The organism is Geothrix sp. (assembly GCF_020622065.1).
Lineage (GTDB): Bacteria > Acidobacteriota > Holophagae > Holophagales > Holophagaceae > Geothrix.
In genome coordinates this window covers 118,125-143,978 of sequence record NZ_JAHRYQ010000002.1, presented here as the reverse complement: position 1 = coordinate 143,978, position 25,854 = coordinate 118,125, and the positions used below count along the sequence as shown (strand labels likewise).

The 25,854-nt window shown below is 67.5% G+C and carries 23 protein-coding genes and 1 tRNA gene; 14 read left to right on the top strand and 10 right to left on the bottom strand.

The features are described 5' to 3' along the window. Window positions 1-137 precede the first annotated feature (137 nt). The 4 genes from QZ647_RS10190 to QZ647_RS10175 all read right to left on the bottom strand — a co-directional run bounded on the left by QZ647_RS10190 (window position 138) and on the right by QZ647_RS10175 (window position 3,458). Window positions 138-728, bottom strand: a complete 591-nt coding sequence (locus QZ647_RS10190; RefSeq protein ID WP_291272064.1) for an NAD(P)H-dependent oxidoreductase — start codon at window positions 726-728, stop codon at window positions 138-140. 26 nt (window positions 729-754) lie between these two features. After that, window positions 755-1,750, bottom strand: coding sequence for an aldo/keto reductase (locus tag QZ647_RS10185; protein WP_291272063.1), 996 nt, complete (start codon window positions 1,748-1,750; stop codon window positions 755-757). Between the two features lie 105 nt (window positions 1,751-1,855). Continuing rightward, on the bottom strand, window positions 1,856-2,395 hold the full coding sequence (locus QZ647_RS10180) for a flavodoxin family protein (RefSeq protein WP_291272062.1): 540 nt from the start codon (window positions 2,393-2,395) through the stop codon (window positions 1,856-1,858). Window positions 2,396-2,402: 7 nt separating this feature from the next. Next, on the bottom strand, window positions 2,403-3,458 hold the full coding sequence (locus tag QZ647_RS10175; RefSeq protein ID WP_291272061.1) for an NAD(P)-dependent alcohol dehydrogenase: 1,056 nt from the start codon (window positions 3,456-3,458) through the stop codon (window positions 2,403-2,405). 170 nt (window positions 3,459-3,628) lie between these two features. Here QZ647_RS10175 and QZ647_RS10170 point away from each other — a divergent pair, with 170 nt between their 5' ends. Next, window positions 3,629-4,207, top strand: a complete 579-nt coding sequence (locus QZ647_RS10170; RefSeq protein WP_291272060.1) for an Rrf2 family transcriptional regulator — start codon at window positions 3,629-3,631, stop codon at window positions 4,205-4,207. Window positions 4,208-4,269: 62 nt separating this feature from the next. Continuing rightward, window positions 4,270-4,644 (top strand): pyridoxamine 5'-phosphate oxidase family protein, encoded by a 375-nt coding sequence (locus tag QZ647_RS10165; protein WP_291272059.1) that lies wholly within the window; start codon window positions 4,270-4,272, stop codon window positions 4,642-4,644. A gap of 49 nt (window positions 4,645-4,693) precedes the next feature. Here QZ647_RS10165 and QZ647_RS10160 read toward each other — a convergent pair whose 3' ends face one another. Continuing rightward, window positions 4,694-5,560 carry an AraC family transcriptional regulator gene (locus QZ647_RS10160; RefSeq protein ID WP_291272058.1) on the bottom strand — a complete coding sequence of 289 codons (867 nt, stop codon included), beginning with the start codon at window positions 5,558-5,560 and terminating at the stop codon, window positions 4,694-4,696. A gap of 118 nt (window positions 5,561-5,678) precedes the next feature. Between QZ647_RS10160 and QZ647_RS10155 the strand changes: the two genes are divergently transcribed. From QZ647_RS10155 to QZ647_RS10135, 5 genes are all read left to right on the top strand, one after another. Beyond that, the gene (locus QZ647_RS10155) at window positions 5,679-6,722 is read left to right on the top strand and encodes a fructose-specific PTS transporter subunit EIIC (RefSeq protein ID WP_291272057.1); all 1,044 of its coding nucleotides are present in this window, start codon (window positions 5,679-5,681) and stop codon (window positions 6,720-6,722) included. Continuing rightward, window positions 6,719-7,015, top strand: coding sequence for a PTS fructose transporter subunit IIB (locus QZ647_RS10150; RefSeq protein ID WP_291272056.1), 297 nt, complete (start codon window positions 6,719-6,721; stop codon window positions 7,013-7,015). The genes QZ647_RS10155 and QZ647_RS10150 overlap by 4 nt, the downstream gene beginning before the upstream one ends. A 7-nt stretch (window positions 7,016-7,022) precedes the next feature. Then, the gene (gene ptsP, locus QZ647_RS10145) at window positions 7,023-9,512 is read left to right on the top strand and encodes a phosphoenolpyruvate--protein phosphotransferase (protein ID WP_291272055.1); all 2,490 of its coding nucleotides are present in this window, start codon (window positions 7,023-7,025) and stop codon (window positions 9,510-9,512) included. Window positions 9,513-9,540: 28 nt separating this feature from the next. Continuing rightward, window positions 9,541-12,762, top strand: a complete 3,222-nt coding sequence (locus tag QZ647_RS10140; protein WP_291272054.1) for an alpha-mannosidase — start codon at window positions 9,541-9,543, stop codon at window positions 12,760-12,762. Window positions 12,763-12,877: 115 nt separating this feature from the next. Then, window positions 12,878-13,207, top strand: coding sequence for a hypothetical protein (locus QZ647_RS10135; RefSeq protein ID WP_291272053.1), 330 nt, complete (start codon window positions 12,878-12,880; stop codon window positions 13,205-13,207). 182 nt (window positions 13,208-13,389) lie between these two features. On the opposite strand, the gene QZ647_RS10130 is transcribed toward QZ647_RS10135, so the two are convergent. Then, window positions 13,390-13,466, bottom strand: a tRNA-Met gene (locus QZ647_RS10130). A gap of 91 nt (window positions 13,467-13,557) precedes the next feature. On the opposite strand from QZ647_RS10130, the gene QZ647_RS10125 reads away from it, so the two are divergent. Next, entirely contained in the window at window positions 13,558-15,504 is a 1,947-nt protein-coding gene (locus QZ647_RS10125; RefSeq protein WP_291272052.1) for a M1 family aminopeptidase, read from the top strand. A 21-nt stretch (window positions 15,505-15,525) separates the two neighbouring features. On the opposite strand, the gene QZ647_RS10120 is transcribed toward QZ647_RS10125, so the two are convergent. After that, a complete protein-coding gene (locus tag QZ647_RS10120) occupies window positions 15,526-16,485 on the bottom strand; it encodes a hypothetical protein (protein ID WP_291272051.1) in 960 nt (319 codons plus the stop codon). A gap of 52 nt (window positions 16,486-16,537) precedes the next feature. On the opposite strand from QZ647_RS10120, the gene pyrF reads away from it, so the two are divergent. Genes pyrF through pnuC form a run of 3 tightly spaced genes read left to right on the top strand, consistent with a single transcriptional unit; the run spans window position 16,538 to window position 18,386 of the window. Beyond that, a complete protein-coding gene (pyrF, locus tag QZ647_RS10115; protein ID WP_291272050.1) occupies window positions 16,538-17,266 on the top strand; it encodes an orotidine-5'-phosphate decarboxylase in 729 nt (242 codons plus the stop codon). Then, window positions 17,263-17,805: a hypothetical protein gene (locus tag QZ647_RS10110; protein WP_291272049.1), complete on the top strand. Its 543-nt coding sequence runs from the start codon at window positions 17,263-17,265 to the stop codon at window positions 17,803-17,805. The genes pyrF and QZ647_RS10110 overlap by 4 nt, the downstream gene beginning before the upstream one ends. Then, complete coding sequence (gene pnuC / locus QZ647_RS10105) at window positions 17,805-18,386, top strand: nicotinamide riboside transporter PnuC (RefSeq protein WP_291272048.1); 582 nt, start codon at window positions 17,805-17,807, stop codon at window positions 18,384-18,386. The genes QZ647_RS10110 and pnuC overlap by 1 nt, the downstream gene beginning before the upstream one ends. Here pnuC and QZ647_RS10100 read toward each other — a convergent pair. Continuing rightward, a complete protein-coding gene (locus tag QZ647_RS10100; RefSeq protein ID WP_291272047.1) occupies window positions 18,367-20,022 on the bottom strand; it encodes a radical SAM protein in 1,656 nt (551 codons plus the stop codon). The two genes, pnuC and QZ647_RS10100, sit on opposite strands and share 20 nt — an antisense overlap. A 95-nt stretch (window positions 20,023-20,117) precedes the next feature. Here QZ647_RS10100 and QZ647_RS10095 point away from each other — a divergent pair, with 95 nt between their 5' ends. The 3 genes from QZ647_RS10095 (at window position 20,118) to QZ647_RS10085 (ending at window position 24,138) form a co-directional block, all read left to right on the top strand. Further along, window positions 20,118-21,257 carry a PilZ domain-containing protein gene (locus QZ647_RS10095; protein WP_291272046.1) on the top strand — a complete coding sequence of 380 codons (1,140 nt, stop codon included), beginning with the start codon at window positions 20,118-20,120 and terminating at the stop codon, window positions 21,255-21,257. A gap of 61 nt (window positions 21,258-21,318) precedes the next feature. Next, entirely contained in the window at window positions 21,319-23,631 is a 2,313-nt protein-coding gene (gene purL / locus QZ647_RS10090) for a phosphoribosylformylglycinamidine synthase subunit PurL (RefSeq protein ID WP_291272045.1), read from the top strand. Window positions 23,632-23,679: 48 nt separating this feature from the next. Then, on the top strand, window positions 23,680-24,138 hold the full coding sequence (locus QZ647_RS10085) for an isoprenylcysteine carboxylmethyltransferase family protein (RefSeq protein ID WP_291272044.1): 459 nt from the start codon (window positions 23,680-23,682) through the stop codon (window positions 24,136-24,138). A 6-nt stretch (window positions 24,139-24,144) separates the two neighbouring features. On the opposite strand, the gene QZ647_RS10080 is transcribed toward QZ647_RS10085, so the two are convergent. Further along, window positions 24,145-24,333 carry a hypothetical protein gene (locus QZ647_RS10080; protein WP_291272043.1) on the bottom strand — a complete coding sequence of 63 codons (189 nt, stop codon included), beginning with the start codon at window positions 24,331-24,333 and terminating at the stop codon, window positions 24,145-24,147. Between the two features lie 84 nt (window positions 24,334-24,417). After that, a complete protein-coding gene (gene glnA / locus QZ647_RS10075) occupies window positions 24,418-25,836 on the bottom strand; it encodes a type I glutamate--ammonia ligase (RefSeq protein WP_291272042.1) in 1,419 nt (472 codons plus the stop codon). Window positions 25,837-25,854: the final 18 nt, after the last annotated feature.

Here is a 25,854-nt window from a genome sequence, read left to right as displayed (position 1 = left end):
CCGCCTGGGGGCCGGGGTTTAGGCTGATGGGTCCTGCGCATGACTGACCTTCTCCAGCCAGTTGAGCGCCTTGCCCTGGCTCTGCGCCTGGAGGACGATGTGGGTCATGGCCGTCGTGGGGGTAGCTCCGTGCCCGGTCACAGGCAGTGCTTCTCCAGATGGGATCTGTAGTCCTCCAGCGCACGCGGGATGTCGGGGGTCTTGAAGATGTCGAACACCCCGAAATCCGGGAGAATGTCGAACCCGATGAATTTGTAGTTCGAGGTGATGTGGAGGAACAGGTCCGCCGTCCCCTTGCCGCCGTATAGAAGGCTGTTGGGGTTATCAAAGGTTTCTTTTGGCGCATTCCAGGTGGCGGAGATCATGAACTTCTTTCCCTGCATGTGGCCACCCGAGCCGTACTGCCGAGTCGGGTCCTGGCGGGTGCGGCCATCACCTTCGAGCAGGGCCTTGGTGGTCAGTCCCAGATTGAAGACCTCATCCACATATTTCTTGTAGATCCATGGTGCAGAGAACCAGTTGACCGGCGTCTGGAGGAGGACCAGGTCGGCCGATACATGCTTCTGGACTTCTTCTTCCGGCTTATAGCCCCGCTCAATGTAGGTCTCGGCGACCTGGTGTCCCCGTTCGGCGAAGAACGCCTTGGCCTGGTCCATGAATGCCAAGTTCAGCTTGCCCTCGGACCAGCCAGGGTAGGAAAGGTGGGCGTTGATGATGAGTATGTTCATGGAAATCCTCTCCTGAAAATCGGGGGTCAACGCCCCACCAGCCGCTGCAGGTGCGCCGGATAGCGCTCCCCCCGCAGCTCAATCCCGGAGGCGGCGGCGCCAATGGCTTTCAGGTCCTCGGGGGTGAGTTCGAGGGCGGCACCCCCGAGGTTTTCTTCGAGCCGGTGCTGCTTCGTGGTGCCCGGGATGGGGACGATCCAGGGCTTCTGGGCCAGCAGCCAGGCCAGTGCGAGCTGGGCAGGCGTCGCATCTTTGGCCGCAGCGAGGCTCTTGAGTACCTCGACCAGGGCGAAATTCGCCTTGCGGGCCTCGGGCGTGAAGCGCGGAACGACATTGCGGAAGTCCGTGGGGTCGAAGGTGGTGGTCTCGTCGATCTTCCCCGTGAGGAAGCCCTTGCCCAGGGGGCTGAAGGGGACGAAGCCGATGCCCAGCTCCTCGAGCGTGGGGATGATCTCCACCTCCGGCTCCCGCCAGAACAGCGAGTACTCGCTCTGGAGGGCGGCCACCGGCTGGATGGCGTGGGCCTTCCGGATGGTCTGCACGCCGGCTTCCGACAGGCCGAAGTGCCTGACCTTGCCCTGCTGGATCAGCTCCTTCACAGCGCCTGCCACATCCTCGATGGGAACCTCGGGATCCACCCGGTGCTGGTAGAAGAGGTCGAGGGTCTCCACGCGGAGGCGCTTCAAGGAGGCCTCCGCCACGGCCTTGATGCGCTCGGGACGGCTGTTCAGGCCACCGGGATTCTGGCCGCTCACCTGATCGATGGCGAAGCCGAACTTGGTGGCGATGGCCACCTGGCCGCGGAAGGGCTCCAGGGCCTCGCCCACCAGCTCCTCGTTCACCCAGGGCCCGTAGACTTCGGCCGTGTCGAAGAAGGTGACGCCCTTCTCCACCGCGGCCCGGATGAGGGCGATGCCTTCCTGTTTGTCGACGGCGGGGCCGAGGCCGAAGCTCAGGCCCATGCAGCCCAGGCCGAGGGTCGAGACATTCAGACCGTGGGTGCCGAGGGTTCGCATCTTCATGGTGGTTCTCCTTGTCAGGTTGGTGAATCAGGACGCCTGGTGGATGCCCAGACTGCGTGGAGGCTCTTGGTCATGGAACGACTCTTTGGAGGAAGGCTCGGGCCACTACAGGGACAGGCCCATCTGGTAGGCCTCCTTCATGGCAGGGCTGCCCTTGATGTCCCCCATCTCCCAGGCGCCGGTGCCGTAGACGACCCCCTTTTCCTGGGTGTGGTCGAGGCAGGAGGTGAAGCCCCGGAACCCTTCGAGGGTGCGGTGCATCGCCTTCTTGTGGCCATCGGCGGCGGCCAGGATGAAGTAGAACTCCTTGCCGGAGATCTCCTGGTAGCGGGCGCAGGTGCGGTCAATGAGGGTCTTCATCTGCGCGGCCATGGTGTAGAAGTAGACCGGCGTGGCCATGACGATGACATCGGCGTGGACCATCTGGTCGAGCAGCCTCGCCATGTCGTCCCTCTGGGAGCACGTCTTCGCCCCCTTGGTGCAGGCGCCGCAGCCGGTGCAGTAGCCGATGGTCTTGTCTTTGAGGAAGACCTTCTCGGCGGCATGGCCACCCTCCACGGCGCCTGCGAGGAAGCGGTCGCAGAGGGTGTCCGAGTTGCCGCCCCTCCGAGGGCTGGAGGACAGGATGAGCACCTTCTTCCCCATGGCCGCCTCAGGCTTTCAGGGAGGCCAGGTCGAGCACGAAGCGGTACTTCACATCGCCCTTCAGCAGGCGTTCGTAGGCGGCGTTGATCTCCTGCACGCGGATCACTTCCACGTCGGAGACGATGCCGTGCTCGCCACAGAAATCCAGCAGCTCCTGGGTCTCCTTGGTGCCGCCGATGAGGGAGCCGGCCACGGACTTCCGGCCCAGCACCATGGGCGTGGTGTTCAACAGGCGCTCCAGGCCGCCCAGGTAACCCACCAGCACCAGGGTGCCGCTTGTGGCGAGGGTGGGGAGGTAGGGGTTCAGGTCGTGAATGTAGGGAACCGTATCGACGATCAGGTCGAAGCGATCTGCAACGGCGGCCATCTGGGCGGGATCCGTGGAGAGCACGATGTGGTCCGCGCCCAGGCGGCGGGCATCGGCCTCCTTGCCCTTGGAGCGGGTGAAGAGCGTCACCTCGGCGCCCAGGGCCTTGGCCAGCTTCAGGCCCATGTGGCCCAGGCCGCCGAGACCCACCACGGCCACCTGGCTGCCCGGGCCCACCTTCCAGTGCCGCAGGGGCGACCAGGTGGTGATGCCCGCGCAGAGCAGGGGCGCGGCGCCCTTCAAGTCCAGGCCATCGGGAACCTTCAGCACGAAGCGGTCCGACACCACGATCTGGTCCGAGTAGCCGCCCTGGGTCGTGGTGTGGTCGTGGCGATCCTGGCCGCCATAGGTGAAGGTGGAGCCTTCCTTGCAGTACTGCTCCTCGCCCTTCTCGCAGGGCTTGCAGTGACGGCAGGAATCCACCATGCAACCCACGCCCACGGCATCGCCGACCTTGAAGCGGGTCACCTGGGCGCCCACCTCGCGGACGCGGCCGATGATCTCGTGGCCGGGGACGATGGGGTAGGTGGTCCAGCCCCAGTCGTTCCGGGCGGTGTGCAGGTCCGAGTGGCAGACGCCGCAGTAGAGGATGTCGATCACCACATCGTCGGGGCGTGGGTCGCGCCGCTCGAAGTGGAAGGGGGCCAGATCCGCGGTGGCGGACTGCGCGGCGTAGCCAAGGGCGTTCAAGGGCATGATTCCTCCGATCCGGGGCCGACTCACCGACCACCGGTCACAGAAGGAAGTCTAGGAAACGGGCTGGGACCCAGCTTGCCCATTCCTCTGAAATCCTTTCCCAATCCTACGGACGAGCGGCCGACGACCCCTTCGCAGCCTTCCCGTCCCTGCGGGAGAGGCCTTGACGCATGGAGGGCGCTTGTTCAAACTACACCCCATGGGGTACTAGTTTGAACTCGTCCATGTATGGGGCCGGCGCCGAATACGCTCTGCATTCGCTGCTCACGCTGGCGACTCAGCCGGAGCCCGTCAGCGTGCGGGATCTTGCCACCTATCAAAAAATCCCCGAACGGTTCCTTGCCAAGATCTTCACCCGCCTGAAAAAAGCGGATCTCGTGAAAAGCATTGAGGGCATCTCAGGGGGCTTTTCGCTCGCCCGGCCAGCTGGAGAGATCCGGGTGATGGAGGTGCTGGCGGCGGTGGATCCGGACCGGACCTTGTTCGCCTGTGCCGAGATCCGCAGCCAGTGCGCCCTCTTTGATGCCACAGCCCCCGAATGGGCCACCGCGGGGACCTGCCGGATTCATGCCTTCATGCTCGACGCCGAGCGCGTCCTGCAGGAGTTCCTCGCCTCGAAAACGCTGGCGGATCTGGCTTGCGAATTCAAACGCAAGGCCCCGAAGGCCTTCACCCGGGAAACGGGAACCTGGTTCCAGCAACGCAAGAACACCCGGGTTCGACGACATCCCCGCAACCCGAACGGTTGATCTGCAGCAGCAGCGACCTTTCAAAAGCACCGCCGCTCCACCGCCCATGCCAGGAGGCAGTCATGGTCATCCCCGAAAAACTTATAGAAGTCCTGAAGCAGGATGGGGTGGTCGCCATCGCCACGCTGGGCCCGGACGGCCCGCACATGGTCAATACCTGGAATAGCTACATTCGCCTGACGGAAGATGGGCGGTTGCTGATCCCCGCCGGCTACATGAAGCGGACCGAGGCCAATGTCGCCTTCAACGACCAGGTGCTGGTCACCCTGGGGAGCGCCAAGGTCGCCGGCCAGCACGGCCCTGGAACAGGCTTCCTGATCAAGGGCCAAGCGGCTTTCCTCACCTCCGGGGCCGATTTCGAGGTGCTGAAGGCCAAGTTCACCTGGGCCAGGGCCACGCTGGTCATCACCCCTGAATCCATCACCCAGACCCTCTGAGCAGGCGCTCTGAGCCATGGCAACCTTCCTGGATCGCCTGTCGATGGGATCAAGGCGCATCCCGGATCGTGGCCTCGGCCCGCGCTCCCTCGCCCAATTGCTGCCGCCTCCAGACCGTGGGGGAGAACCCCGTCTCCTTGCGGAACCTGCGGGCGAAATAGGCCTGGGAACTGAAGCCGAGGTGCTCGGAGATGGTGCCCACGGGGAGGCTCGTATCGCTGAGCAACTGGCAGGCCCTGTCGAGTTGCTGCAGAAGGCGATAGCGCTGGGGGGTCAGGCCCGTGTGGTTGCGAAAACTTCTGCGGAACCACGAGTAGCTGACGCCCAGGTCTCCGGCGAAGGTCTCCAGTCCCATCCGGCTCCGCTCCGGATCCCCAAGAAGCCGATAGGCGTCCTGGATGAGGCCCTGCTTTCGGCTGACTTCACTGCCGGTGCGGTTGGCGCATTCCAGGCGGGCGAGCAGGTTCCCGAGCACCCCAGCCATCAGACGCCCTGAATCCGGCCCAGGAGCCTTGGCCAATTCCATCAGCTTCACCAGAAGGCCCAAGAGGCTTTCATCGAAGCCCGCCCGGATCACCCGGGGAAGTACGCCGAAGAAGCCCGCCTCCTCCCAACGCTCCATCCAGGCGCCACCAAAATCCACCTGGTGGATGCGGCAAGTCTGGTCGGGATCGGGCACCAGGTTTCCCCCGCTGGAGGCCGAGGAAAGGACGACATCCCCGGCTTCGACCCGCTGGCGCCGGCGACCCGGCGCCACCAGGATGGCGGCGCCCCGCACGACCCATCTCAGGCGCCAACGCCCCGAGGGCAGTCCCGGCTGATCCTCTCCCGAGGCGACGGCGCTCACATAGAGCCCCCAGGCCTCGTCCAGGTGGGTCGAGGGGATTCTCCAGACGGTGGCATGGGATTCGGGCACGGGGCGTCTCCGGACGCACTCATGATGGTGCCAAAAAATGCAAATGAACGGACAGAACTCCCCCTTTTTGAGAAGCCATCCCGGCGACTACGCTGTCAGCGAGTCCTCAGGAGCCGACATGCATGCGAGCCTTCAGCGCCTGAAGACCTACCTGCTCTGCGGCGTCTCCCATGTCATCCCCTTCGTGGCCTGCGGCGGCATCCTCATCGCCGTGGCCATCGCCTTCGCGCCCATGCGACCCGGCACCGGCCCGGACTTCAGCCAGGCCCCGGTCCTGAAGGTGATCATGGACATCGGCCTGGCCGCGTTCTCCCTGGTGGTCCCCGTGCTGGCGGGCTACATCGCCTTTGGCATGGCCGACCGTCCGGGCCTGGTACCCGGCTTCGTGGGTGGCTTCATCTCCAATGCGGTGGGGGCCGGATTCCTGGGAGGGCTCGCGGCGGGACTCCTGGCGGGCGGCGTGGTGCTGCTGTTGAGGCGGCTGCCGGTACATCGGCTGCTGCGGCCCATCATGCCCATCCTGGTGATCCCCGTGCTGTCCTCTCTGGTGGTGGGCCTGGTCATGTATGGCCTGCTGGGGGCGCCCATCAAGGGACTCATGGCCTGGCTGGCCCAGGCGCTCCAGAACCTGGGCAGCGGCAACCAGGTGCTCCTCGGCCTGGTGCTGGGCGCCATGATCGCCTTCGACATGGGTGGACCCGTGAACAAGGCGGCCTTCTTTTTCGGGGTGGCCATGATCCGGGAGGGCCATGTGGGCGTCATGGGCGCCTGTGCCGCCGCCATCTGCATCCCCCCCCTGGGCCTGGGCCTGGCGACGCTCCTGGCGCCTGGGCGCTGGACGGACAGCGAGCGTGAATCGGGTCTCGCGGCCCTGGCCATGGGCGCCATCGGCATCACGGAAGGGGCCATTCCCTTCGCCGCCGCCGACCCCGTCCGCGTGATCCCCACCATCATGGGCGGTTCCGCCCTGGGCGCCGTCATCGCCATGCTGGGCAGCGTGGGCGATCACGCGCCCCACGGAGGATTGATCGTCCTGCCCGTGGTGGACCACCGACTCTGGTACCTCGCCGCGATCGCCATCGGCACCTTGGCCGTTGCCGTGGCCATCAACCTCCTGCGGGCCCCCGCCCGCTCCGCCCAGCCTTCCGCGGAGGCCCCATGAAGATTCTCGCCATCACGGCTTGTCCCACCGGCATCGCCCACACCTATATGGCCGCCGAGCAGCTGGAACGCACAGGCAAGCAGTTGGGCCACAACATCAAGGTGGAAACCCAGGGTGCCATGGGCATTGAGAACCGGCTGACCGAGGCGGATGTGGAGGGTGCCGATGCTGTCATCCTGGCCTCGGATCTGCCCGTGCAGGGCCGGGAGCGCTTCGCCGGCATCGCCCGGATCCTCGAGGTTCCCGTGCAGCTGGCCATCAAGAACCCGGCCGAGATCTTCGCGCGTCTCTAGGGCCAAGATGGACTACGCCTTCGACTTCCCCCTGGCAGGCGGCCTCCACGCTTGGCCCGCCGCCGCCCTCCGTGAGCGGAGCGCAGCCCACTCCGCCCGCCTCGAGTTCCTGAATGAGCGCACGGGCCGGACCGCGTCCCTGGACAGCGTCCTGGGACTGCTGGCCACGGACACCCGCAAGGGCGACCCTTGCCGGATCCGGGTGGAAACCGGCGACGAGGCCGAGGCCCACCGCGACCTGGTGGCCTTCCTCCAGGGCCCCTTTCTGAGTTGCGACCGCAGCGCGGTGCCTGGGGCGCGGACCTCCTCCGTCGTCCCGCGCCTGGTGGAGCGAGCCGGCGGCCGCTGGTGGGCGGGGGTGGGCGTCTCCGAAGGCGTGGGCACCGGGCAGCTCGTGCGTCTGACCGTCGCCGCGCCCCGACCGGCCCAGGGGCTCTTGGGCGAAGCGCCGGTCGAGGTCGAACGGAAGGCTCTCCAGTTGGCTCTCGAGACGGTGGGAGACCGGCTGAAGGAGGAGATTCGGCACGCCGCGCATCCCGCTCAGCGCAGCGTGCTGGAGGTGCATCTGGCCCTCCTGGGCGATCCGACCTGGCGCGACGGCATCGAGGCCGCACTGCTGGAGGGCCTTACGGCCGCGGGCGCGGTGGAGGCTGCCACGCGGTCGGCGGAAGGCCCGCTGGCCCGCTCGGAGCATGCCGCCATCCGGGAACGGGCCCTGGATCTCCAGGATGTGGCTGACCGGTTGATCCGCGAGCTCTGCGGCGAGGATCCTGAGGCCTCCCGCCTGCGTCTCACGGCTCCCTCCGTGCTGGTGGCCGACCGGCTGGCGCCCTCAAGGCTCCTTGCCCTGGACCTCGAGCTCCTGCGGGGCCTCGTGCTGGCCGAAGGCGGCGGGACCTCCCATACGGCCATCCTCGCCCGTTCCTTCGGGATCCCCTGCGTGACCGCGCTGGTGCCGGAGGCCTTGGAAGGTCGCCGCCTGCTGGTGGACGGCCTGCGGGGCCTCGTCATCGCGGAGCCTACGCCGGAAGTCGAGGCCTACTACCGTGTCGAGGCAGAGGGCCAGCGCCAGCGGATGGGCCAGCAGAGGGGCCGCCCGGCCGCCTGGGTCGGAGCAAGGACACAGGACGGGCATGAGGTGCGCGTGCTCGGGAACATCTCCACCGCCGAGGAGACCAGCCGCGCCCTGGGGGCAGGGGCCGACGGCATCGGGTTGTTCCGCACGGAGATGCTGTTCCTCCACCGGCCGGCGCCCCCCGGGGAGGATGAGCAGGTCCAGGCCTATGGTCGGGTCCTCCGCGAAGCTGCAGGGCGGCCCGTCACCCTGAGGCTGCTCGATGTGGGGGGGGACAAGCCCCTGGCCTACCTGCCGCTGCTTCCGGAAATGAATCCCTTCCTGGGACGCCGGGGTGTCCGTTGGTATGCGGAGCAGGTGGATCTGGTGCGCACTCAGCTCAGGGCGGCCCTGCGGGCGGCGGCCCATGGCCCCCTTCGGCTCATGATCCCCATGGTGGCCGAGGTGGAGGAACTGCGCTGGGTCCGGGCCCTGATGGAGGAGGTGCGGGCTTCGCTTGTCGCGGAGGGCGTGAACCTTCCGGAAGTTCCCCTCGGCATCATGGTGGAGGTCCCCGCGGCCGCCTTGAACCTCGAGGCGCTGGGCCGGGAAGCAGATTTCCTCTCCGTGGGAACCAATGATCTGGTGCAGTACCTGTTCGCGGCGGATCGCGGGGATGCCGGCGTGGCGAAGGCCTGCCACGAGTGGCACCCGGCCACCCTGCGCCTTCTGGCCCACATCGCCCAGGGCGCGCGGGCTGCCGGAAAACCCGTGAGCATCTGCGGCGAGATGGCCAGCCGGCCGAAGCTCCTGCCCCTCCTGCTGGGCCTCGGCTTCGACGACCTCAGCGTGGCGCCCTCCGCGGTGGCCGCCATCCGGCACGCCCTCGCCCCTCTGGATCTGGAAGCCTGCCTCGACCTGACCCGGAGGGCGCTCCGGGCGGCCACAGCCACAGAGGTCGAAGGACTCCTGGACGAGGCCCTGAGGCCCGGTGTGGCTCCACCCCTTCTGGATCCGGACCTGGTGGTGCTCGAGGCCGCCTGCGGCACGAAGGAGGAGGCGATCAAGCTCCTCGTGGAGCGGCTCGCCAGCGCCGGGCGTACCCGGGATCCCCTCGATCTCGAGGAGGCCATCTGGGCCCGGGAGGCCGCCTACGCCACCGGCCTCGGCTTCGGCTTCGCGGTACCCCACTGCAAGAGCCCGGCCGTGGCCGCCAACGCCATCGCCATCCTGAGGCTGGCGGCCCCGGTCGCCTGGAGTGACGATGCCGAGGCGCGACTCGTCTTCCTCCTCATCTCGCGGCCCGACGGGGAGGACGAGCACCTCCGCATCTTCGCCCGCCTGGCCCGTCGCCTCATGGATGCGGGCTTCCGCCAGGGCCTCCTCGAAGCCCCCGACACCGAAGCCCTGCTCGACCTCCTCCGTCCGGACCTCTCGGCCTAAGACCACCCACGCCATTCCAGGAGCCCCCATGCGCCTTCTCCGCACCGCCGCCCTCACCGGCCTGGGCCTCGCGCTCGCGGCCGCGCCTCCGGATCTGTCGAAGGAGCGGACCCTCTATGTGATGAACTACTCCCACCTGGACACCCAGTGGCGCTGGTCCTACCCGCTGGTGGTCCGGGAGATGCTGCGGAACACGCTGTACGACAACTTCGCGCTGATGGAGCAGCACCCGGAGTATGTCTTCAATTGGAGCGGCGCGGGCCGCTACCAGATGTTCCAGGAGTATTTTCCGGGCGAGTACGCAAGGTTGAAGGGATATGTGGCCAAAGGCCAGTGGTTCCCCGCGGGCTCCGCCTGGGAGGAATCGGATGTGAATGTGCCGTCCTCGGAGTCCCTGATCCGCCAGCTGCTGCTGGGCCACACCTTCTTCAAGCGGGAATTCGGCACCGAAAGCTCCGAGTACATGCTGCCCGACTGTTTCGGCTTTCCCGCCTCCCTGCCGTCCATCCTGGCCCACTGCGGCCTGAAGGGCTTCTCCACCCAGAAGCTCACCTGGGGGTCGGCCAACGGCGTGCCCTTCAATGTGGGTCGCTGGGAAGGCCCCGACGGCCGCTCGATCATCGCGGCCCTGAACCCGGGGAGCTACGACGCGCACCTCACCACGCCCCTCACGGGGGAGGCCTGGGTGAAGCGGCTGGATGCCAACGGCGTCAGCAGTGGCCTGAAGGTGGACTACCTCTACAACGGCAACGGGGACGAAGGGAGCGCGCCCTTCGACGACTCGCTGCGGACCCTGTGGCAGGGCCTCGCGGCCAAGGGGCCGGTGAGGGTGATCGCCGGGAGGGCCGACCTGATGTTCGAGGCCATTACGGAAAGTCAGAAGGCCAAGCTGCCGGGCTACAAGGGGGACCTCCTGCTCACCCAGCACTCCGCGGGCTCTCTCACCTCGGCCGCCTTCATGAAGCAGATGAACCGGCAGGACGAGCTGCTGGCGGATGCGGCCGAAAAAGCCTCGGTGGCCGCCGACCTGCTCCAGGCCAGCCCCTATCCGGCCACGACCCTTGAGAAAGCCTGGGGCCTCATGCTGAGGAACCAGTTCCACGACATCCTGCCGGGCACCAGCCTGCCCAAGGCCTATGAGTATTCCTGGAACGATGGTCTCCTCGCCGCCAGGGCCTTCGAAGGCACGCTGGGGGACGCCGTGGGCGCCGTGGCCCGGGGCCTGGACACGCGCGTGGAGGGCGTGCCGATCGTGGTCTACAACGCCCTGGGCATCGCCCGGAAGGACCTGGTGGAGGCCCTGCTTCCCCGTGAACTCGAAGCCGAATCCCAGGTCACAGCGGTGGATGCCGCGGGCGCGGCCCTTCCCACCCAGATGACGACGGGGCCCGATGGCCGCCGCCGGGTGCTGTTCCAGGCCCATGTGCCCAGCCTGGGCTTCGCGGTGTACGGCCTGCGGCCGGGCAAGGCCCCCGCGGCCGGCGAGCTGAAGGTGCAAGGGCGCATGGCGGAGAATGCCCGCTACCGCGTGAAGCTCAACGGGGCCGGGGACATCGAGAGCGTATTCGACAAGCAGCTCAAGCGCGAGCTCTTGTCCGCACCCGCCCGGCTGGCCTTTCAGTCTGAGAAACCGCAGCGCTGGCCGGCCTGGAACATGGATTGGGCCGACCGCCAGAAACCTCCCCGCGCCCATGTGTCCGGTCCGGCCGCCATCCGTGTGAGCGAGGACGGGCCTGTCCGCGTCGCCTTGGAGGTCGTCCGGGAAAGCGAGGGCTCGCGCTTCGTCCAGACCATCCGGCTCGCCGCCGGGGCCGCCGGGGACCGCGTGGAGATTTCAAACCTCGTGGACTGGAAGACGCCGGAGGCCAGCCTGAAGGCCACCTTCCCCCTGGCCGCCGCCCATGCGAAGGCCACCTACAACCTGGACCTGGGCACCATCGAGCGGGGCAACAACGACCCGAAGAAGTACGAAGTGCCCACCCACGGTTGGATGGACCTCACGGACGCCCAGGCCGGGTACGGCGTGACCCTGCTGACGGGAGCCAAATACGGCACCGACAAGCCCGATGACCACACCCTGCGGCTGACGCTGCTCTACACGCCCGGCGTCGGCAAGGATTACCGCGAACAACGCTGGCAGGACTGGGGTCGCCACAGCTTCACCTACGGTCTGGCAGGCCATTCCGGGGGCTGGCAGGGCGCGCCCTGGCTCGCCCTGCGCCAGGATCAGCCCTTGGCCGCCTTCGCCGTCCCCAAACATGCGGGCTCGCTCGGCCGCAGCTTCAGCCTTCTGCGCACATCCACGCCGGATGTGGCCATTCAGGCACTCAAGCGGTCGGAGGATGGAACGGCCATCGTGGTCCGCCTTCAGGAGCTCCGGGGTTCACAGACTGAAATCGATCTCAGGGCCGCGGGTCCGATCCGCAGCGCGAAGGAACTGGATGGCCTCGAGCGATCCTTGGCTGAGCTGCCGTTGCAAAAGGGGACCCTGAAGCTGGCTTTCACGCCCTACCAGCTGCGGACGATCGGCTTGCAGGTGGAGGCTCCCGCCCGTCTGACCCCGCCATCGGCACAGCCCCTGCCGCTCCGGTTCGATGCGGCGGTCTTCAGCACCAACGCGAACCGCATGGAGGGCGGGGCCATGGAGCCCTATGCAAGCTACCCCTCCGAAATGATGGGCGAGGCGGTGGAGGCCGGCGGCATCCGCTTCCAGATCGGCCCCCGCGGTGACGGCCAGAAGAATGCGCTCACCTGTGCAGGCCAGACCTTGACTCTTCCCGAGGGAACCACGCGAGCGCACCTGCTGGTGGCCGCGACCAACGAGGATGTGAAGGCCGCTTTCATGGCCGGGGACCGGGCCGAGTTGGTGGAGGTCCCACGCTGGACCGGCTATGTGGGTTCCTGGGACAACCGCGTGTTCAAGGGCGAGGTTGATGAGAAAACCTACTCGATCAACAACGATCTGGAGCGCATCGCGCCGGCTTTCCTGAAGGCCGGCCGCCCGGTCTGGTGGGCCTCCCATCACCACGCCAAGGGCCAGGATGATGTCTATGCCTATTGCTACCTGTTCGCCATCGCCGTGGACATCCCGGCCGGAGCCAGGACCCTGACCCTCCCCAAGGATTCGCGGGTGAAGGTCTTTGCGGTCACGGCCACGACGCAGGACAACGCCGACATTCGTCCGCTGCAGCCCCTGTTCCCGGATCTCGCCAGGGATGCCGCCTTTAAGACCCGTTTCGACAAACCTTGATCACCCCGCCAAGCTCACGGGCCCATCGCTGATCGATCCATCGAGGATGCCCAGAAGCGATCTCCTGGACTCGCCGGGAACCCATGGGAATACCTCAAGTTCAACGGAGGAAGTCATGAAGAAGGCCCCGATGCTTTTCCAAGTGGACGAATCCCGAGACGGCAAGTTGCATGTCGCGGTCGCCCGGGACAAGAAGGGGGGATTCCTGGGTGTCGTTAGCGAAGCATCCAAGGAAGAGGCCCTCCGCGAGGTCAGGGCTTTGGCTCTGGAGGCTCTTCTGGATCAGGCGGATGCCGGGCATCCGCCACGGGACTTCCTGTTGCAGACGCCTTCCAGCTCTGGGACCTCCGTGGCCCTTTCGCTTCAGGAACTCACCCCGATCATTCTTCGCTACGAGCGCCGCATGCGTGGGATGCTGCCGGGGGGACCTTTGCGCAGAGGATGAGGATCAAATTAAATACAATAAAATAAATGACTTATTTACTTAAAAACAAGTAAAGGACTGGATTTGAACCGTCGCCGTCGCGGGGCGCTCATCCGGCGGCTGCCACTCGCAGGTCCAAATCCCGCCTGTCAGGTACGGGCGTACGCGAAAACCGGAGCACTCGGCTCCGGTTTTCATGCGTTTGGTAGCGGGGGCAGGATTTGAACCTGCGACCTTTGGGTTATGAGCCCAACGAGCTACCGGACTGCTCCACCCCGCGGTAGGAACTTGAGTGTAGCAGGGATTGCGGGAACGGCAAGGACGCACCTTGGGCGGGTGTTGGTATGCTCGACGGACGCTCGGGAGGTTCGATGAGACGCCACATGGTGGCTGCGTTGGTGCTGCTTGCGGCCACGGGGCTGGGGGCGGGGCCGCGGACCTGGACGCCGGAGAAGTGGTTCGACAAGGCGAAGTCGCCGAGGATCGCCAACTACCGCATCGAGGCAACCCTGGACTTCGAGCACAAGACGCTGGAGGGAACGGAGACCCTCTCCTGGCGCAACACGGGCACGGCCCCCACCCAGGAGCTGCCGCTGCACCTCTACCTGAACGCCTTCAAGGGCCCCCAGAGCCTGTTCGTGAAGGAAAGCGGCGGGCGCCTGCGCTCCGATCATCAGGACAGGCCCTCCGAAGCTTCCTCCTGGGGCTATTGCCGGCTCATCAGCGTGCGGATGGAGGGGCGGGAGCTCCAGGGCCATGTGGGCGAGGACGAGACGGTCCACTGGTTGAAGCTGCCGCGGGCCGTGGTCCCTGGCGAGACCATCCACCTGGAGATCACCTGGGAGAACCGCTATCCGAAGGTCTTTGCCCGCAGCGGCTGGGCCGGCGACTTCCTCATGTCCGGCCAGTGGTTCCCGAAGGTGGGCGTCTATCAGGGCGATCGCTGGAACTGCCACGCCTATCACGCCAACACGGAGTTCTTCGCCGATTTCGGCGTCTACGATGTGGCCCTGTCCCTGCCGAACGCGCTGGGGCTGGCCCATACCGGCACCCAGACCAACTTCATCACCGAGATCGAGAAGGATCCCAAGCGGCCGCTGAATGTGATCTGGCGCCTCCATGCCGAGGATGTCCATGATTTCGCTTGGGCCGTGATGCCCCGGGAGAGCTGGCGGAAACCCGCCATGCACGAGTATCGGGGCGTGCAGGTGTTCTACTACATCGACGACCGCCACCGGGGAAGCTTCCAGCGGCAGCGGCGCGCCGTGGAGAACGCCCTGCGCTGGAGCGAGGAATGGTACTTCAAGTACCCCTATCCGACGCTGACGGTGATTGACACACCCGAGCAGGCCGAAGGCGCCGACGGGATGGAATACCCCACCCTCATCACCGCCGGGTCGGTGGGGTTCGACCCCCTGCAGCGCCGCCTGGAACCCGAGCAGGTGACCGTTCACGAGTTCGGCCACCAGTTCTTCTACGGCATGCTGGCCAGCAACGAGTTCGAAGAGCCCTGGCTGGATGAGGGCTTCAACACCTGGTTCACGCACAAGGCTTTGGAACGCACCTATCACAGCCTGTTCAGCAGCCGGAGGTTCCGGGTATCCACGGATTTTCTGGAATGGGTGGGCTATTGGAACCAGCCCTCCGCGGATCCCCTGACGCGTTTCGGGTTCAAGACCCTCAACGCCCAGAGCTACTTCGTCACGGCCTACGGCAAGGCCACCCAGGTCCTCAACCAGCTCGAGGCGATGCTGGGCCGGCCGGTGATGGAGCAGGTCATGCGCGCCTACGCCCAGGAGATGGCCTTCCGGCATCCGGTCCGGCAGGACTTCAAGCGCATTGCCGAGCGGGTGTCGGGCCGTGATCTCTCAGGGTTCTGGCGGGATTTCGTCGAGGGTACCGAGGTGCTCGACTACGCCATCCGCGGCGCGAAGTCCCAGGAGGTCACCCAGGGCGGCTGGCTGATCTCGGAGAAGGGGCCTGTCTTCGCCGCGCCGCAGCCCGCCGCGCCTGGCCGGGTGGGTTCCATCACCCTCGAGCGGAGGGGGGGCCTCAAGGTGCCGATCACGCTGTGGGTGCGGCTGGAGAACCGGGAGGAGCAGCGGCTCGTCTGGGATGGCCAGGATCGGTGGATCACCTACGAGTTCAACTCGCCCGTCGTGGCGGCGGTCCTGGATCCCGATGGCAACTACCCGATGCTCAAGGACCGGCTCCACGCCAGCTACACCGCGAAGCCCGTGCGGCGGGGGTTCCACTACTGGTCGCACCTGGTCTGGGGCACGGTGGCCGGCTGGCTGCAGGGCTGCGGGATCGGGTGACATCCCCTTCGCGGGATGGACTCAGGGACGCGGTGGTGCCGCGTCCCCCATGCGGATGGTCCTGACGGTTCCCTGGGCGTCGAGGTCGATGAGGATGGGGAACCAGACCAGACCCAGCGCCTCGAAGGCCGGGCGGCTGGGGGCGAAGCGGGCGGTCCTCCCCGCGGCCAGGAGGCGCGTGGCGAGGGCCCGGCCCTCCTCCAGGAGGTGTTCGGGAAGGCTGGCACTGCGGGCATCCAGGCTGGCCTCGGCGCTGGGGATGACCCAGGCCACGCGGGGCGGAAGGTCCGGCAGCGGTCCCTTGCCGGCCGGGCAGATCCACACCTGGGGAGCCCCCAGCTGGTCCAGCCGCAGGTCCTGGTAATCCAGGCCCGGCAGGTTCCACAGGCGCAGGTCGGGGGTGGGGCCGCCCAGCAGGCCGAAGAGGCGCTGGAAGCCCGCCACGATGGATTCTGTCTCCAGGGTGGCGAGGGCCTTGAGCGCGGCGAACCGGGTCTCGTCCTTCTCCGCCAGGGCCCAGCAGAGGGCGTGGCGCAGGGCATAGCCGCGCGTGAGGGCCGGGCCGGCGGCCAGGAGGCGGTCCTCCCAGGCCTGCCGCACCTCGAGGGGGAAGTGCCCTTGGCAGACCTGGGCCTGGCCCCAGCGCCAGAGGGCCAGGGTCGTGCCGGATTGGCGGAGGGGCAGGGCCGCGAGGCGCCTCCCGAGCTGACTGGGGGGGGCCTTCAGGAGGGCCCGCAGCGCTTCCGCCTCCCGGTGGGCCGCCCCCGGGGGGAAGGGGTTGCCCGGCAGGGCGGTTCCGGGGTCGAAGGTGGCGGCGGCCCGCAGCCAACGGTCGGCTGCCGCGCCCGGACCGGGCTGCGCCGGGGGCAGGGGGCGGCCCCAGTCGTAGGCCTCGAGCAGGCGCTCCTCCCGCTCGGCGGGCGTCGGCGGCGCGGGCCGGATCTCAGCCGGGGGCGAGGAAGGGGATGGAACGGTCAGCAACACGGAGCTCCCTTGATGGCAGAATGATCCTCCGCATCATACGGGAGTCGTCTTGAGCCCTGCCCCTGCCAACCTCACGCCCCGGGAGCGCCTCGTGGTGGCCCTCGACCTGCCCACGGCCAAGGAGGCCCTGGCCATGGCGGACCGCCTGGCGGGCCGGGTGGGCATGCTGAAGGTGGGGCTGGAACTGTTCTGCGCCGAAGGGCCCGCCTTCGTGAAGGCGTTGCAGACCCGGGTGCCGGTGTTCCTGGATCTGAAGCTCCACGACATTCCCACCACCGTGCGCCGGGCCCTGGAGGTGCTGCTCCAACTGGATCCCCGCCTCATCAATGTCCACGCCCAGGGCGGCCCCGCCATGCTGGAGGCCGCGGTCGAAGCCGTGCGCGCCCATCGGGCCGCCGGGGGCCGCACGGAGCTGCTGGCGGTGACGGTGTTGACCAGCCTGGACCGGGAGGCCCTGGCGGCCCTGGGCCACGCGGGCCGGCCTGAAGATCTGGCCCTGGCCTACGCGAAGCTGGCCCAGCAGGCCGGCTGCGGCGGCGTCGTCTGCTCGGCCTGGGAGGCGGACAGCATCCGCGAGGCCTGCGGCGAGGCTTTCCATCGCTTGACCCCGGGCATCCGGCCCGCGGGTGCCGCCACCCAGGATCAGGCCCGCGTCATGACGCCCGCCCAGGCCCTGAAGCAAGGCTCCACCTGGCTGGTGGTGGGGCGGCCCATCACCCACGCGGCGGATCCCGCGGCGGCGGCGGAGGGCATCGTGGCGGAGATGGAAGGCCGATGACCGTCGGTTCCCCCCTCGTCTTCCGGCCCTCCTTCGCCCAGCGCGCCATGGCGGTCCTGCTCTTCGCCGGTTCCTGGCTGGTGGGGGTGCGCGCCCTGGCCCAGATCCTCGAACGCCTTCCTGTGCTGCGGGCCTCCCTGAAGGTGGCCGAGGCCGCGAGCGAACCCACCTGGTCCTTCTGGGTTGCGGTCATTGCGGCCATCGGCGCCGTGGTGGCCGGCAGCCTGCTCCTCATCGGCACCCTGCTGGGGGTGCTGCTGGTGGAGGGTTCCCAGGTGCTGGTGGATGAGCTGGGCCTCACCGTCGAGCACAACGCGCTGCCGGCACCGCTGGCCAGGAAGCTGGGCGCGGGGCGCCTGCTCTGGAAGCGGATCTCCCGCCTGGAGCGGTCGGGCCCCTTCTTCGTGCTGCGCGGGGGCGGCGAGCCCGGCCGCACCGGCCCCGCCGACCCGGTTCTCCGCTTTCTCCTGGTGGATGAGCTGGAGCGGCTGGTGCTCATGGTGCTGGAGCGCAGCCCCAACCTGAAACACGAGGACTGATGCCGGGTTGGATGGAGGTCTTCGGGTTCCTCACCGGGGCCGCCTGCGTGGCCCTGCTGGTGCGCCAGAACATCTGGAACTGGCCGCTCGGCATCGCCAATAACCTGGTTTTCATCGCCCTGTTCTACCGCACCGGTCTCTACGCGGATGTCGGGCTGCAGGGCTTCTACATCGCCATCTCGATCTACGGGTGGTGGAGTTGGCTCCACGGGGGGCGGGACCATGGCGCCCTGACCGTCACCCGGGTCAAGCCGGCGACGGCCGTCTTGCTGGCGGGGGGTGTCGCGGGCATCACGGTCGCTTTGACCTGGCTGCTCCGCCGGTACACGAACAGCACCGTGCCCGTGCTGGATTCCCTGATCACGGCCCTCAGCCTCGTCGCCCAGTTCATGATGACCCGCAAATGGATCGAGAACTGGCTGGTGTGGCTCACGGCCAACTGCATCTCCGTGGGGCTGCTGATCTACAAGGGGCTCTATGTGACCAGCGCGCTGTATCTCGTCTACCAGGTGCTGTGCGTCACGGGCCTGCTGGAATGGCGGCGGGCGCTGAAGGCGGAGGCTACATCTTCGGCCGGCTGAGGTAGGCTTCGGCGCCCTTCATCTCGGCGGTGGGGCCGTGGGCGGGTTTCTTGGTCCGGGCCTTGGTCTTCTTGAGGCCCCACAGGCCCGCCAGCTCGGTGGCTTCGGGATTGCCGGGGGCCAGGGCCAGCACTTCGGCCAGGTCGGCGCGGGCCCGGTCCAGCTGTCCGAGCTTCTCCCGCAGCAGGGCGCGCTTCATGAAGCCCCAGGGATTGGCAGGTTCCCGCGCGATGATCTCGGCGTATTCGGCTTCGGCTTCGACGAAGCGCCCTTCTTCTTCGGCGGCCTCGCCGCAGAGCAGGTTGGTGACGGAGCAGAAACCCAGCCAGCGCTTCTGCTCGGCGAATTCGGCGGGCGTGAAGCGGGACTTCGCCTTGGCCTGCTGAGCCACCTGGTCGATGTGGCGCAGGGCCTTCTCGGTGTGGGCATCGACCCGCGCAAAGACCTCGGCATCGCCGCTGGCCCGGTAGAAGTCCTTCTGGATGCGGCCCTCGGCACGGTACTGGTCGAACATCCGCGTCCCCGGGTAGAGGGCCAGGGGGCTGATCTGACAGTCCTGGGGCCGCGTGTCCCGGACGAAGGTCGCAGTCTCCTCCACATCCGCCCAGGTCTCGCCGGGGATGCCGGTGATGAGGTAGATGCCCAGGTTCATGCCCACCTTGCGCACCAGGCCCAGAGCCTTTCGGGCATGCCGCAGGTTGGTGCCCTTGTCCAGCAGCTGCAGCACCCGCTCGCTGCCGTGCTCCACGCCGAACTGCATGAACTCGCAACCGGCGCGCTTCATGGCCACCAGGCGATCCTCGTCCACCAGGTTCACGCGGCTCTGGCAGTTCCACAGGGGATGGAGGCCGCTGTCCTGGATGCCCTTCATGAGGGTGAGCACGCGGTCGCGGTTGGCGGTGAAGGTGTCATCCCGGAAGCTGAAGTAGGTGAGGCCGTGCTGCTCCCGGAGCAGGCGCATCTCGCGCAGCACCGACGGGGCGCTACGGAAGCGGATGGAGGTGCCCCAGAACTCCGGGGTATTGCAGAAGTTGCAGGTGGCGGGACAGCCGCGGCTGGTGCTCAGGTAGGCCAGCTGGCCCACATCATTGAGAAAATCCGCCTCCAGGTGCTCGGCGGGAATGCCCACGCCATCGAGGTCTTCCAGAGGCGGCTGAGGCAGGGTGGGGCCTTCGCGGAGGATGAGCCCCGGCGTTCGCCGCCAGAGATCCGACCCTGGGGCCGTCTTGAGCCGCTCGGCAATCCCCAGGAGCACGGCCTCGCCCTCGCCCTGCACGATGGCGTCCAGGGCGGGGCAGTCCTCGAAGACCTCCTCGGCCAGATGGGTGGGGTGGGGGCCGCCGGCCAGGAGGATGGCCTCCGGGCAGGCTTCCCGGGCCCAGGCCAGCAGCTCGTAGGATCGCTTCCGGTTGAAGGTGAACATGGAGACGCCCATCACGGCTGGATTCTGGGCCTTCAGGTAGGCCAGGACCTCCTTCCGGCCCCGGCCGCTCAGGTTGGCCACCCGGCAGGGGAAGGAACGGGACTTCAGCATCGCCTGCAGATAGCCGAGACCAATGGGAAGGAAAGTCATCCATTCATCCCCGAAACCGCTTCGGGGGGCGCTGTAGGTGAGGAGGGTGCGGGGCGGGGTCATGGGGTCCAAAAGCAGAGCTTTTCAGTGTACGGAACGGTACCCATGATGGATACAGACATTCCAGAGACAGCGGGCATTCCGAAGGCGGGGGAGACTTGGCGGGCAACCTGATCCGAAATCCGGAAGCGATCGAGGAGATCCTCAGACGCGCCTGCGACCGGCGCGAACTGATGATCCTGGTCACGCCCTACCTCCGGTTCGAATCGTCGTTCCTGCGTCTGGAGGCCAACGACCTCCAGGCCGCCGCCACCATGGGCCGCGAGGATGCCCTGTACGGCCTGCGCAATACCGATCTGCGCCTGCGGTTCCCCCACGGCGTGAGCTTCCTGGAAGCCTCCACCCAGCTCCTCGGTTTCGGCTTGGCTGAGGGGCGCCGGACCCTCCGCTTGGCGATTCCGGAGACCCTCTACGAGGAAGACCACCGCTCGGCCTACCGGGTGGAGCGGGTGGGCCGGGTGCCCGTGACCTTCAGCACCCCCAAGTACGACCTCGTCACGGGGACCTTGGTGGACATCAGCACCACCGGGGCGCGGATCTACAGCACCCGGGACATCCTGCAGGGAGAACTCCAGGCCGGGGACGAGATGGCCGTGACCATCTCGCTGGTGGAGGGCATCCGGATCAACACGAAGGTCAAGGTCCGCCATGTGCATGGCCGGACCTTCGGGATCGAGTTCCGGCCCCAGCTGGACGAGCGGGTGTTGCACCCCCTCTCCCGCTGGGTCTTCGAGCACCGGGAAGAGGACCTGGAACGCATCTCCCGGCGGGGCATCGAAACCGCCGTGGCCACGGAGGAGTCCCGCGCAACCGTCATCCAGGCGAGAGGGCTCGCGCTGGTGTCCGGGGATGCGGCGCTCGAGGAGAAGCTTCAGAACCTCCTGGGGGGCCTCCAGCCTTTGCACCGCGTGGCACCGACGGTCTCCGCGATCAAGGAGGCCCTGGCCCAGCATCCGGCGCTGCTGCTCTTCCATGTGCCCAGCCTGGGGTTGGACGAGCGGCGCCGGATGAAGGCCCTCCTGGAACCCGTCCAGGGCCGGGTGCCCTTCCTGCTGCTGGGCACGGGCATCGAGGGGGGTCCCCTGCTCGAACTGGGCACCGAGCTGAAGGCCACGGTCTCCATCGTGTTCAACCCGGAACGGGGGACTTTCTTCCAGCGCCTCGTCCAGGGGGTGCTGCGCCGCACCTACGAAGGCGGGGAATCCCCCATGGCGCCGGTGGAGCCCGAACCGTCCTGAAGGATGTCAAGCCTCGTTCGGCCCCGGCGAAACCGCTAGAATCAAGGCTTCCGGAGCCTCCATGTCCGCTGCCCACGAACCGGCTGTCACCGAATCCCTGGCCCTGGAGCTGGGGCTGTCCAAGGACGAGTGGCAGGTGCTCCTGCGTCTTCTGGATGGCCGCCTGCCCACCTACCCGGAACTGGGCGTGTTCAGCGCCATGTGGAGCGAGCACTGCTCCTACAAGTCCAGCCGAGTCCACCTGAAGAACCTGCCCACGGAAGGTCCCCGCGTCCTTCAGGGCCCTGGCGAGAACGCGGGTGTGGTGGACATCGGCGATGGCTGGGCCGTGGCCTTCAAGATGGAGAGCCACAACCACCCCAGCTTCATCGAGCCCTACCAGGGCGCGGCCACGGGGGTGGGCGGCATCCTGCGCGATGTGTTCACCATGGGCGCCCGGCCTCTGGCCAACCTCAACAGCCTGCGCTTCGGAGAGATCGACGCGCCGCGCATGAAGGGCCTGGTGAAAGGCGTGGCCGCAGGCATCTCGGGCTACGGCAACTGCATGGGCATCCCCATGCTGGGCGGCGATGTGGCCTTCGACGCCAGCTACAACGGCAACATCCTCGTGAACGCATTCACTCTGGGCGTGCTGCGCAGCGACAAGATCTTCAAGGGCTTCGCCTCGGGCATCGGCAACAAGATGATGTACATCGGCTCGAAGACCGGCCGCGACGGCATCCACGGCGCCAGCATGGCCTCGGCCGAATTTGGCGAGGGCAGCGAGGAGAAGCGTCCCACGGTGCAGGTGGGCGACCCCTTCACGGAAAAGCTGCTGCTCGAGGCCTGCCTGGAGATCTTCCAGACCGACTGGGTCATCGGCATCCAGGACATGGGCGCCGCGGGCCTCACCTCCAGCAGCTTCGAGATGGCCAGCCGGGCGGGCACGGGTCTGGAGATCCGGCTGGACCAAGTGCCCATGCGCGAAGAGGGCATGACCCCCTTCGAGCTGATGCTCAGCGAAAGCCAGGAGCGCATGCTGCTGGTGGCGCGCCCCGGCTGCGAAGAGAAGATCGTCGCCGTGCTGCACAAGTGGGGCCTGGACGCCTGCGTGGTGGGCGAAGTCACCGACAGCGGCCGCTTCATCGGCAGCTGGCACGGCGAGCCCGTCATCAACCTGCCCATCCAGCCCCTGGTGGATGCGGCGCCCAAATACGACCGGCCTCGCCAGCGCCCCGGCTACCTGGCCGCAGTGAACGCGGCCCCCCTGCCGGCGGACCTCAAGCCTGCGGAAGTGGAGCGCACCCTGCGCCAGCTCCTCCAGGCGCCCACGGTGGCGAGCAAGCGCTGGATCTTCGAGCAGTACGACGGCACCGTGCGTAGCAACACCCTGCTGGGCATGGGCCGAGGCGACGCGGGCATCATCCGCGTGAAGGACGAGGCGGGCCAGGACACGGGCAAGGCCGTGGCCATGTCGAGCGACTGCAACAGCCGCTTCTGCTACCTGGATCCCTTCTGGGGCGCCGCCCATGCGGTGGCCGAGGCCTGCCGCAACCTGGCCTGCGTGGGTGCCGAGCCCATCGGCCTCACGGACTGCCTCAACTACGGCAACCCCGAGAAGCCCGAGAACATGTGGACCTTCGAGCAGGGCTGCCTAGGCATCCGCCAGGCCTGCCTGGCTCTGGATGTGCCCATCGTCAGCGGCAATGTGAGCCTCTACAACGACACCGAAGGCCAGAGCATCTTCCCCACGCCCATGATCGCCGCCGTGGGTCTTGTCGAGGATTGCGCGGGCCCGGTGGCCATCGACGCGCCGGATGCCACGGCCCTGTCGAAGGTGGGCAACCGCATTTGCGGATCGTCTTTCCGCGCGGCCCACGACGGCATCTTCCTGTTGGGCGAGACCCGCGACGAGCTGGGCGGCAGCGAGTACTTGAAGCTCCGCACGGGCAAGGTGGAAGGCGCCTGCCCCGAGCTGCGCCTGGACGAGGAGCTGCGCCTGCAGGCCTGCGTGCGCGAGGGCATCCGCCTGGGGCTGATCCGCAGCGCCCACGACACCAGCGAGGGCGGCCTGCTGGTCACCGCGCTGGAGAGCGCCTTCGGTGCGGATGATGGCGAGGGCATGGGCTGCCAGCTGATGTTGACGAAGGGGGCCCTGCGCCTGGACAGCCTGCTGTTCGGCGAGACGGCCGGCCGCATCGTGGTGAGCGTGGCCGCCGAAGGCGAAGGCAGCCTGGCGACGCTCTGCGCCACCCACCGGGTGCCCTTTGCCAAGATTGGCACCACGGGCGGCGCGCGCATCACCCTGGCCGTGGATGGCCAGCCCCTGCTGGATGCCGAGGCGGCGGACCTGAAGGCGCTGCACGGGGAGGCCCTCGAGAAGTCCCTGACCTGACCCGGTGGCGGTGTGGGTATCCTCTCCCCCCGGGAAGGGGAGGCAGGCATGTCCGAACACCAGAGGTCTCCCCAGCCCCCGCTCCTCTTCCTGGCCTGCCTCCTGGCGGGCTGGGGTCTGGGGTTCCTGCGGCCCCTCGGCACGCACCTTCCGGATGCCCTGAGGCATGGGATGGGCGCCGCACTGCTGGCCGGCTTCCTGGTCCTCGGCGGGTGGGCGTTGATCACCTTCAAGGGCGCGGGGACCACGCCGAACCCCAATGGAGCGGCCACGGCGCTCCTGACCTCGGGCCCCTTCGGGTATTCCCGGAATCCCCTCTACCTGGGCCTCTCGGCCTGCCTCGCCGGGTTCGGGATGCTGCTGGACTCGGCCTGGGTGCTGCTGACAGTTCCCGTCCTGGTGCTTCTCCTGAACTGCCTCGTCATCGCCCGGGAGGAGGCCCGGCTGCGGGCTCAGTTCGGCGCGGCCTACGACGCCTATGTCCGCCGCGTGCGGCGGTGGATCTAGGCACCCCTAGATCCCCATGGCGGCGGGGGTCTTCAGCTTGGCCAGAACCTCCTGCGCCAGGGCCTCTTCGGCCTTGAGCTCCGCCTTGAAGGACCGGCTGTCCGTGTGGTGGATTTCCCGCTGGAGCCCTTCGAGGCGGTGTTCGAGCAGCCCCATCACGAGTTCCGTTTCCTTGGGGTCCAGGTAGACATCCATGGTGGCCTCCCGCGCGGCCCGGCGATCCGGCTGGGGAGCCGCGCCGGAGCCAATATCGGGCTTCAGATCGTTTCCCGCCAGGTTTCAGGCCTCGAAGTAGAGGGCCATCTCGTAGGGATGGGGCCGGTTCCGCACGGCGGCTTCCTGGGCGCGGAGGTGTTTGAGGTAGTCCTCCAGCTGGAGGCGGTCGAAGGCACCTCCCGCCAGCAGGAAGTCCATGTCGCCCTCCAGCGCCTCGCAGGCCTCCATGAGGCTGGTGGGCAGGCTCTTGATCTTCCGGCGCTGCTCCTCGGTCCAGCCGAAGATGTTCTGGTCGATGGGCCCGAAGCCCAGGGCCGTGGGATCCAGCTTCTTCTGGATGCCGTCGATGCCAGCGAGCAGCTGCGCGGCCAACGCGAGGTAGACATTGCAGGTGGCATCGGGCGGCCGGAACTCGAAGCGGGCCGTCTCGGGCTGGTCCGCATACTTGGGCACACGGATGGCGGCGGAACGGTTGCCCAGGGAGAAGAAGGCGCTGATGGGAGCCTCGAAGCCGGGCACCAGGCGGCGGTAGCTGTTGGTGCTGGGGTTCGTGAGGGCCAGCAGGGCCGGGCCGTGGGCCAGGATGCCGCCGATGTACCAGAGAGCCTCCTGGCTCATCTTTCCGTAGCCCTGCTCGTCGTAGAAGAGGTTCTTCCCGCCCTTCATCAGCATCTGGTGGAAGTGCATGCCGCTGCCGGCCTCGCCATAGAGGGGCTTGGGCATGAAGGTGGCCGTCTGGTTCCGGCGGTGGGCGACCATCTTCACGACATATTTCACGATCTGGGTGGCGTCGCCCGCCTTCAGCAGAGGGAAGAGCGGGGTTTCGATTTCACACTGGCCGGGGCCGCCCACCTCGTGGTGGTGGTATTTCACCTCGACGCCCATCTGCTCGAGCTCCATGCACATCTCGGCGCGCAGGTTGTAGAGCTGGTCCTTCGGCGCCATGGCGTGGTAGCCGCCGTGCAGGGGGATGAAGTGCCCGTGCCCCCCCTCGCCGCTGTGCCAGTCCGCCTCGCGGCTGTCCACGCGGTACGAGGCCGTGTTGACCCCGTTCTCGTAGCTCACCTTGTCGAAGACATAGAACTCGTACTCGGGGCCCCAGATGCTCTGATCGGCAATGCCCGTCTCCTTCAGGTAGGCCTCTGCGCGGATGGCGATGTTGCGGGGATCCACGGGGAAGGGCGCCTTGGTATCCGCTTCGTAGGCCGAGCAGATGAAGCTGAGGGTGGGGGCCTCCCAGAAGGGGTCCATGTGGCCGGTGGCCAGGTCCGGGATCAGGACCATGTCGCCGGACTTCACGGACTTCAGGCCCACGCTGGAGCCATCGAAACCCACGCCGTCCCGCATGAGCTGCTCATTGAACTGGGAGGCGGGAATGCTGACATGGTGCCAGCGGCCCCAGAGATCGCTGAAGGTGAGGTCGATCATGCGGACCGAATGGGCCTGGATGAACTGGCGGGCCTGCTCGAAACCGTTGAACACGGGGCCTCCATGGGACCC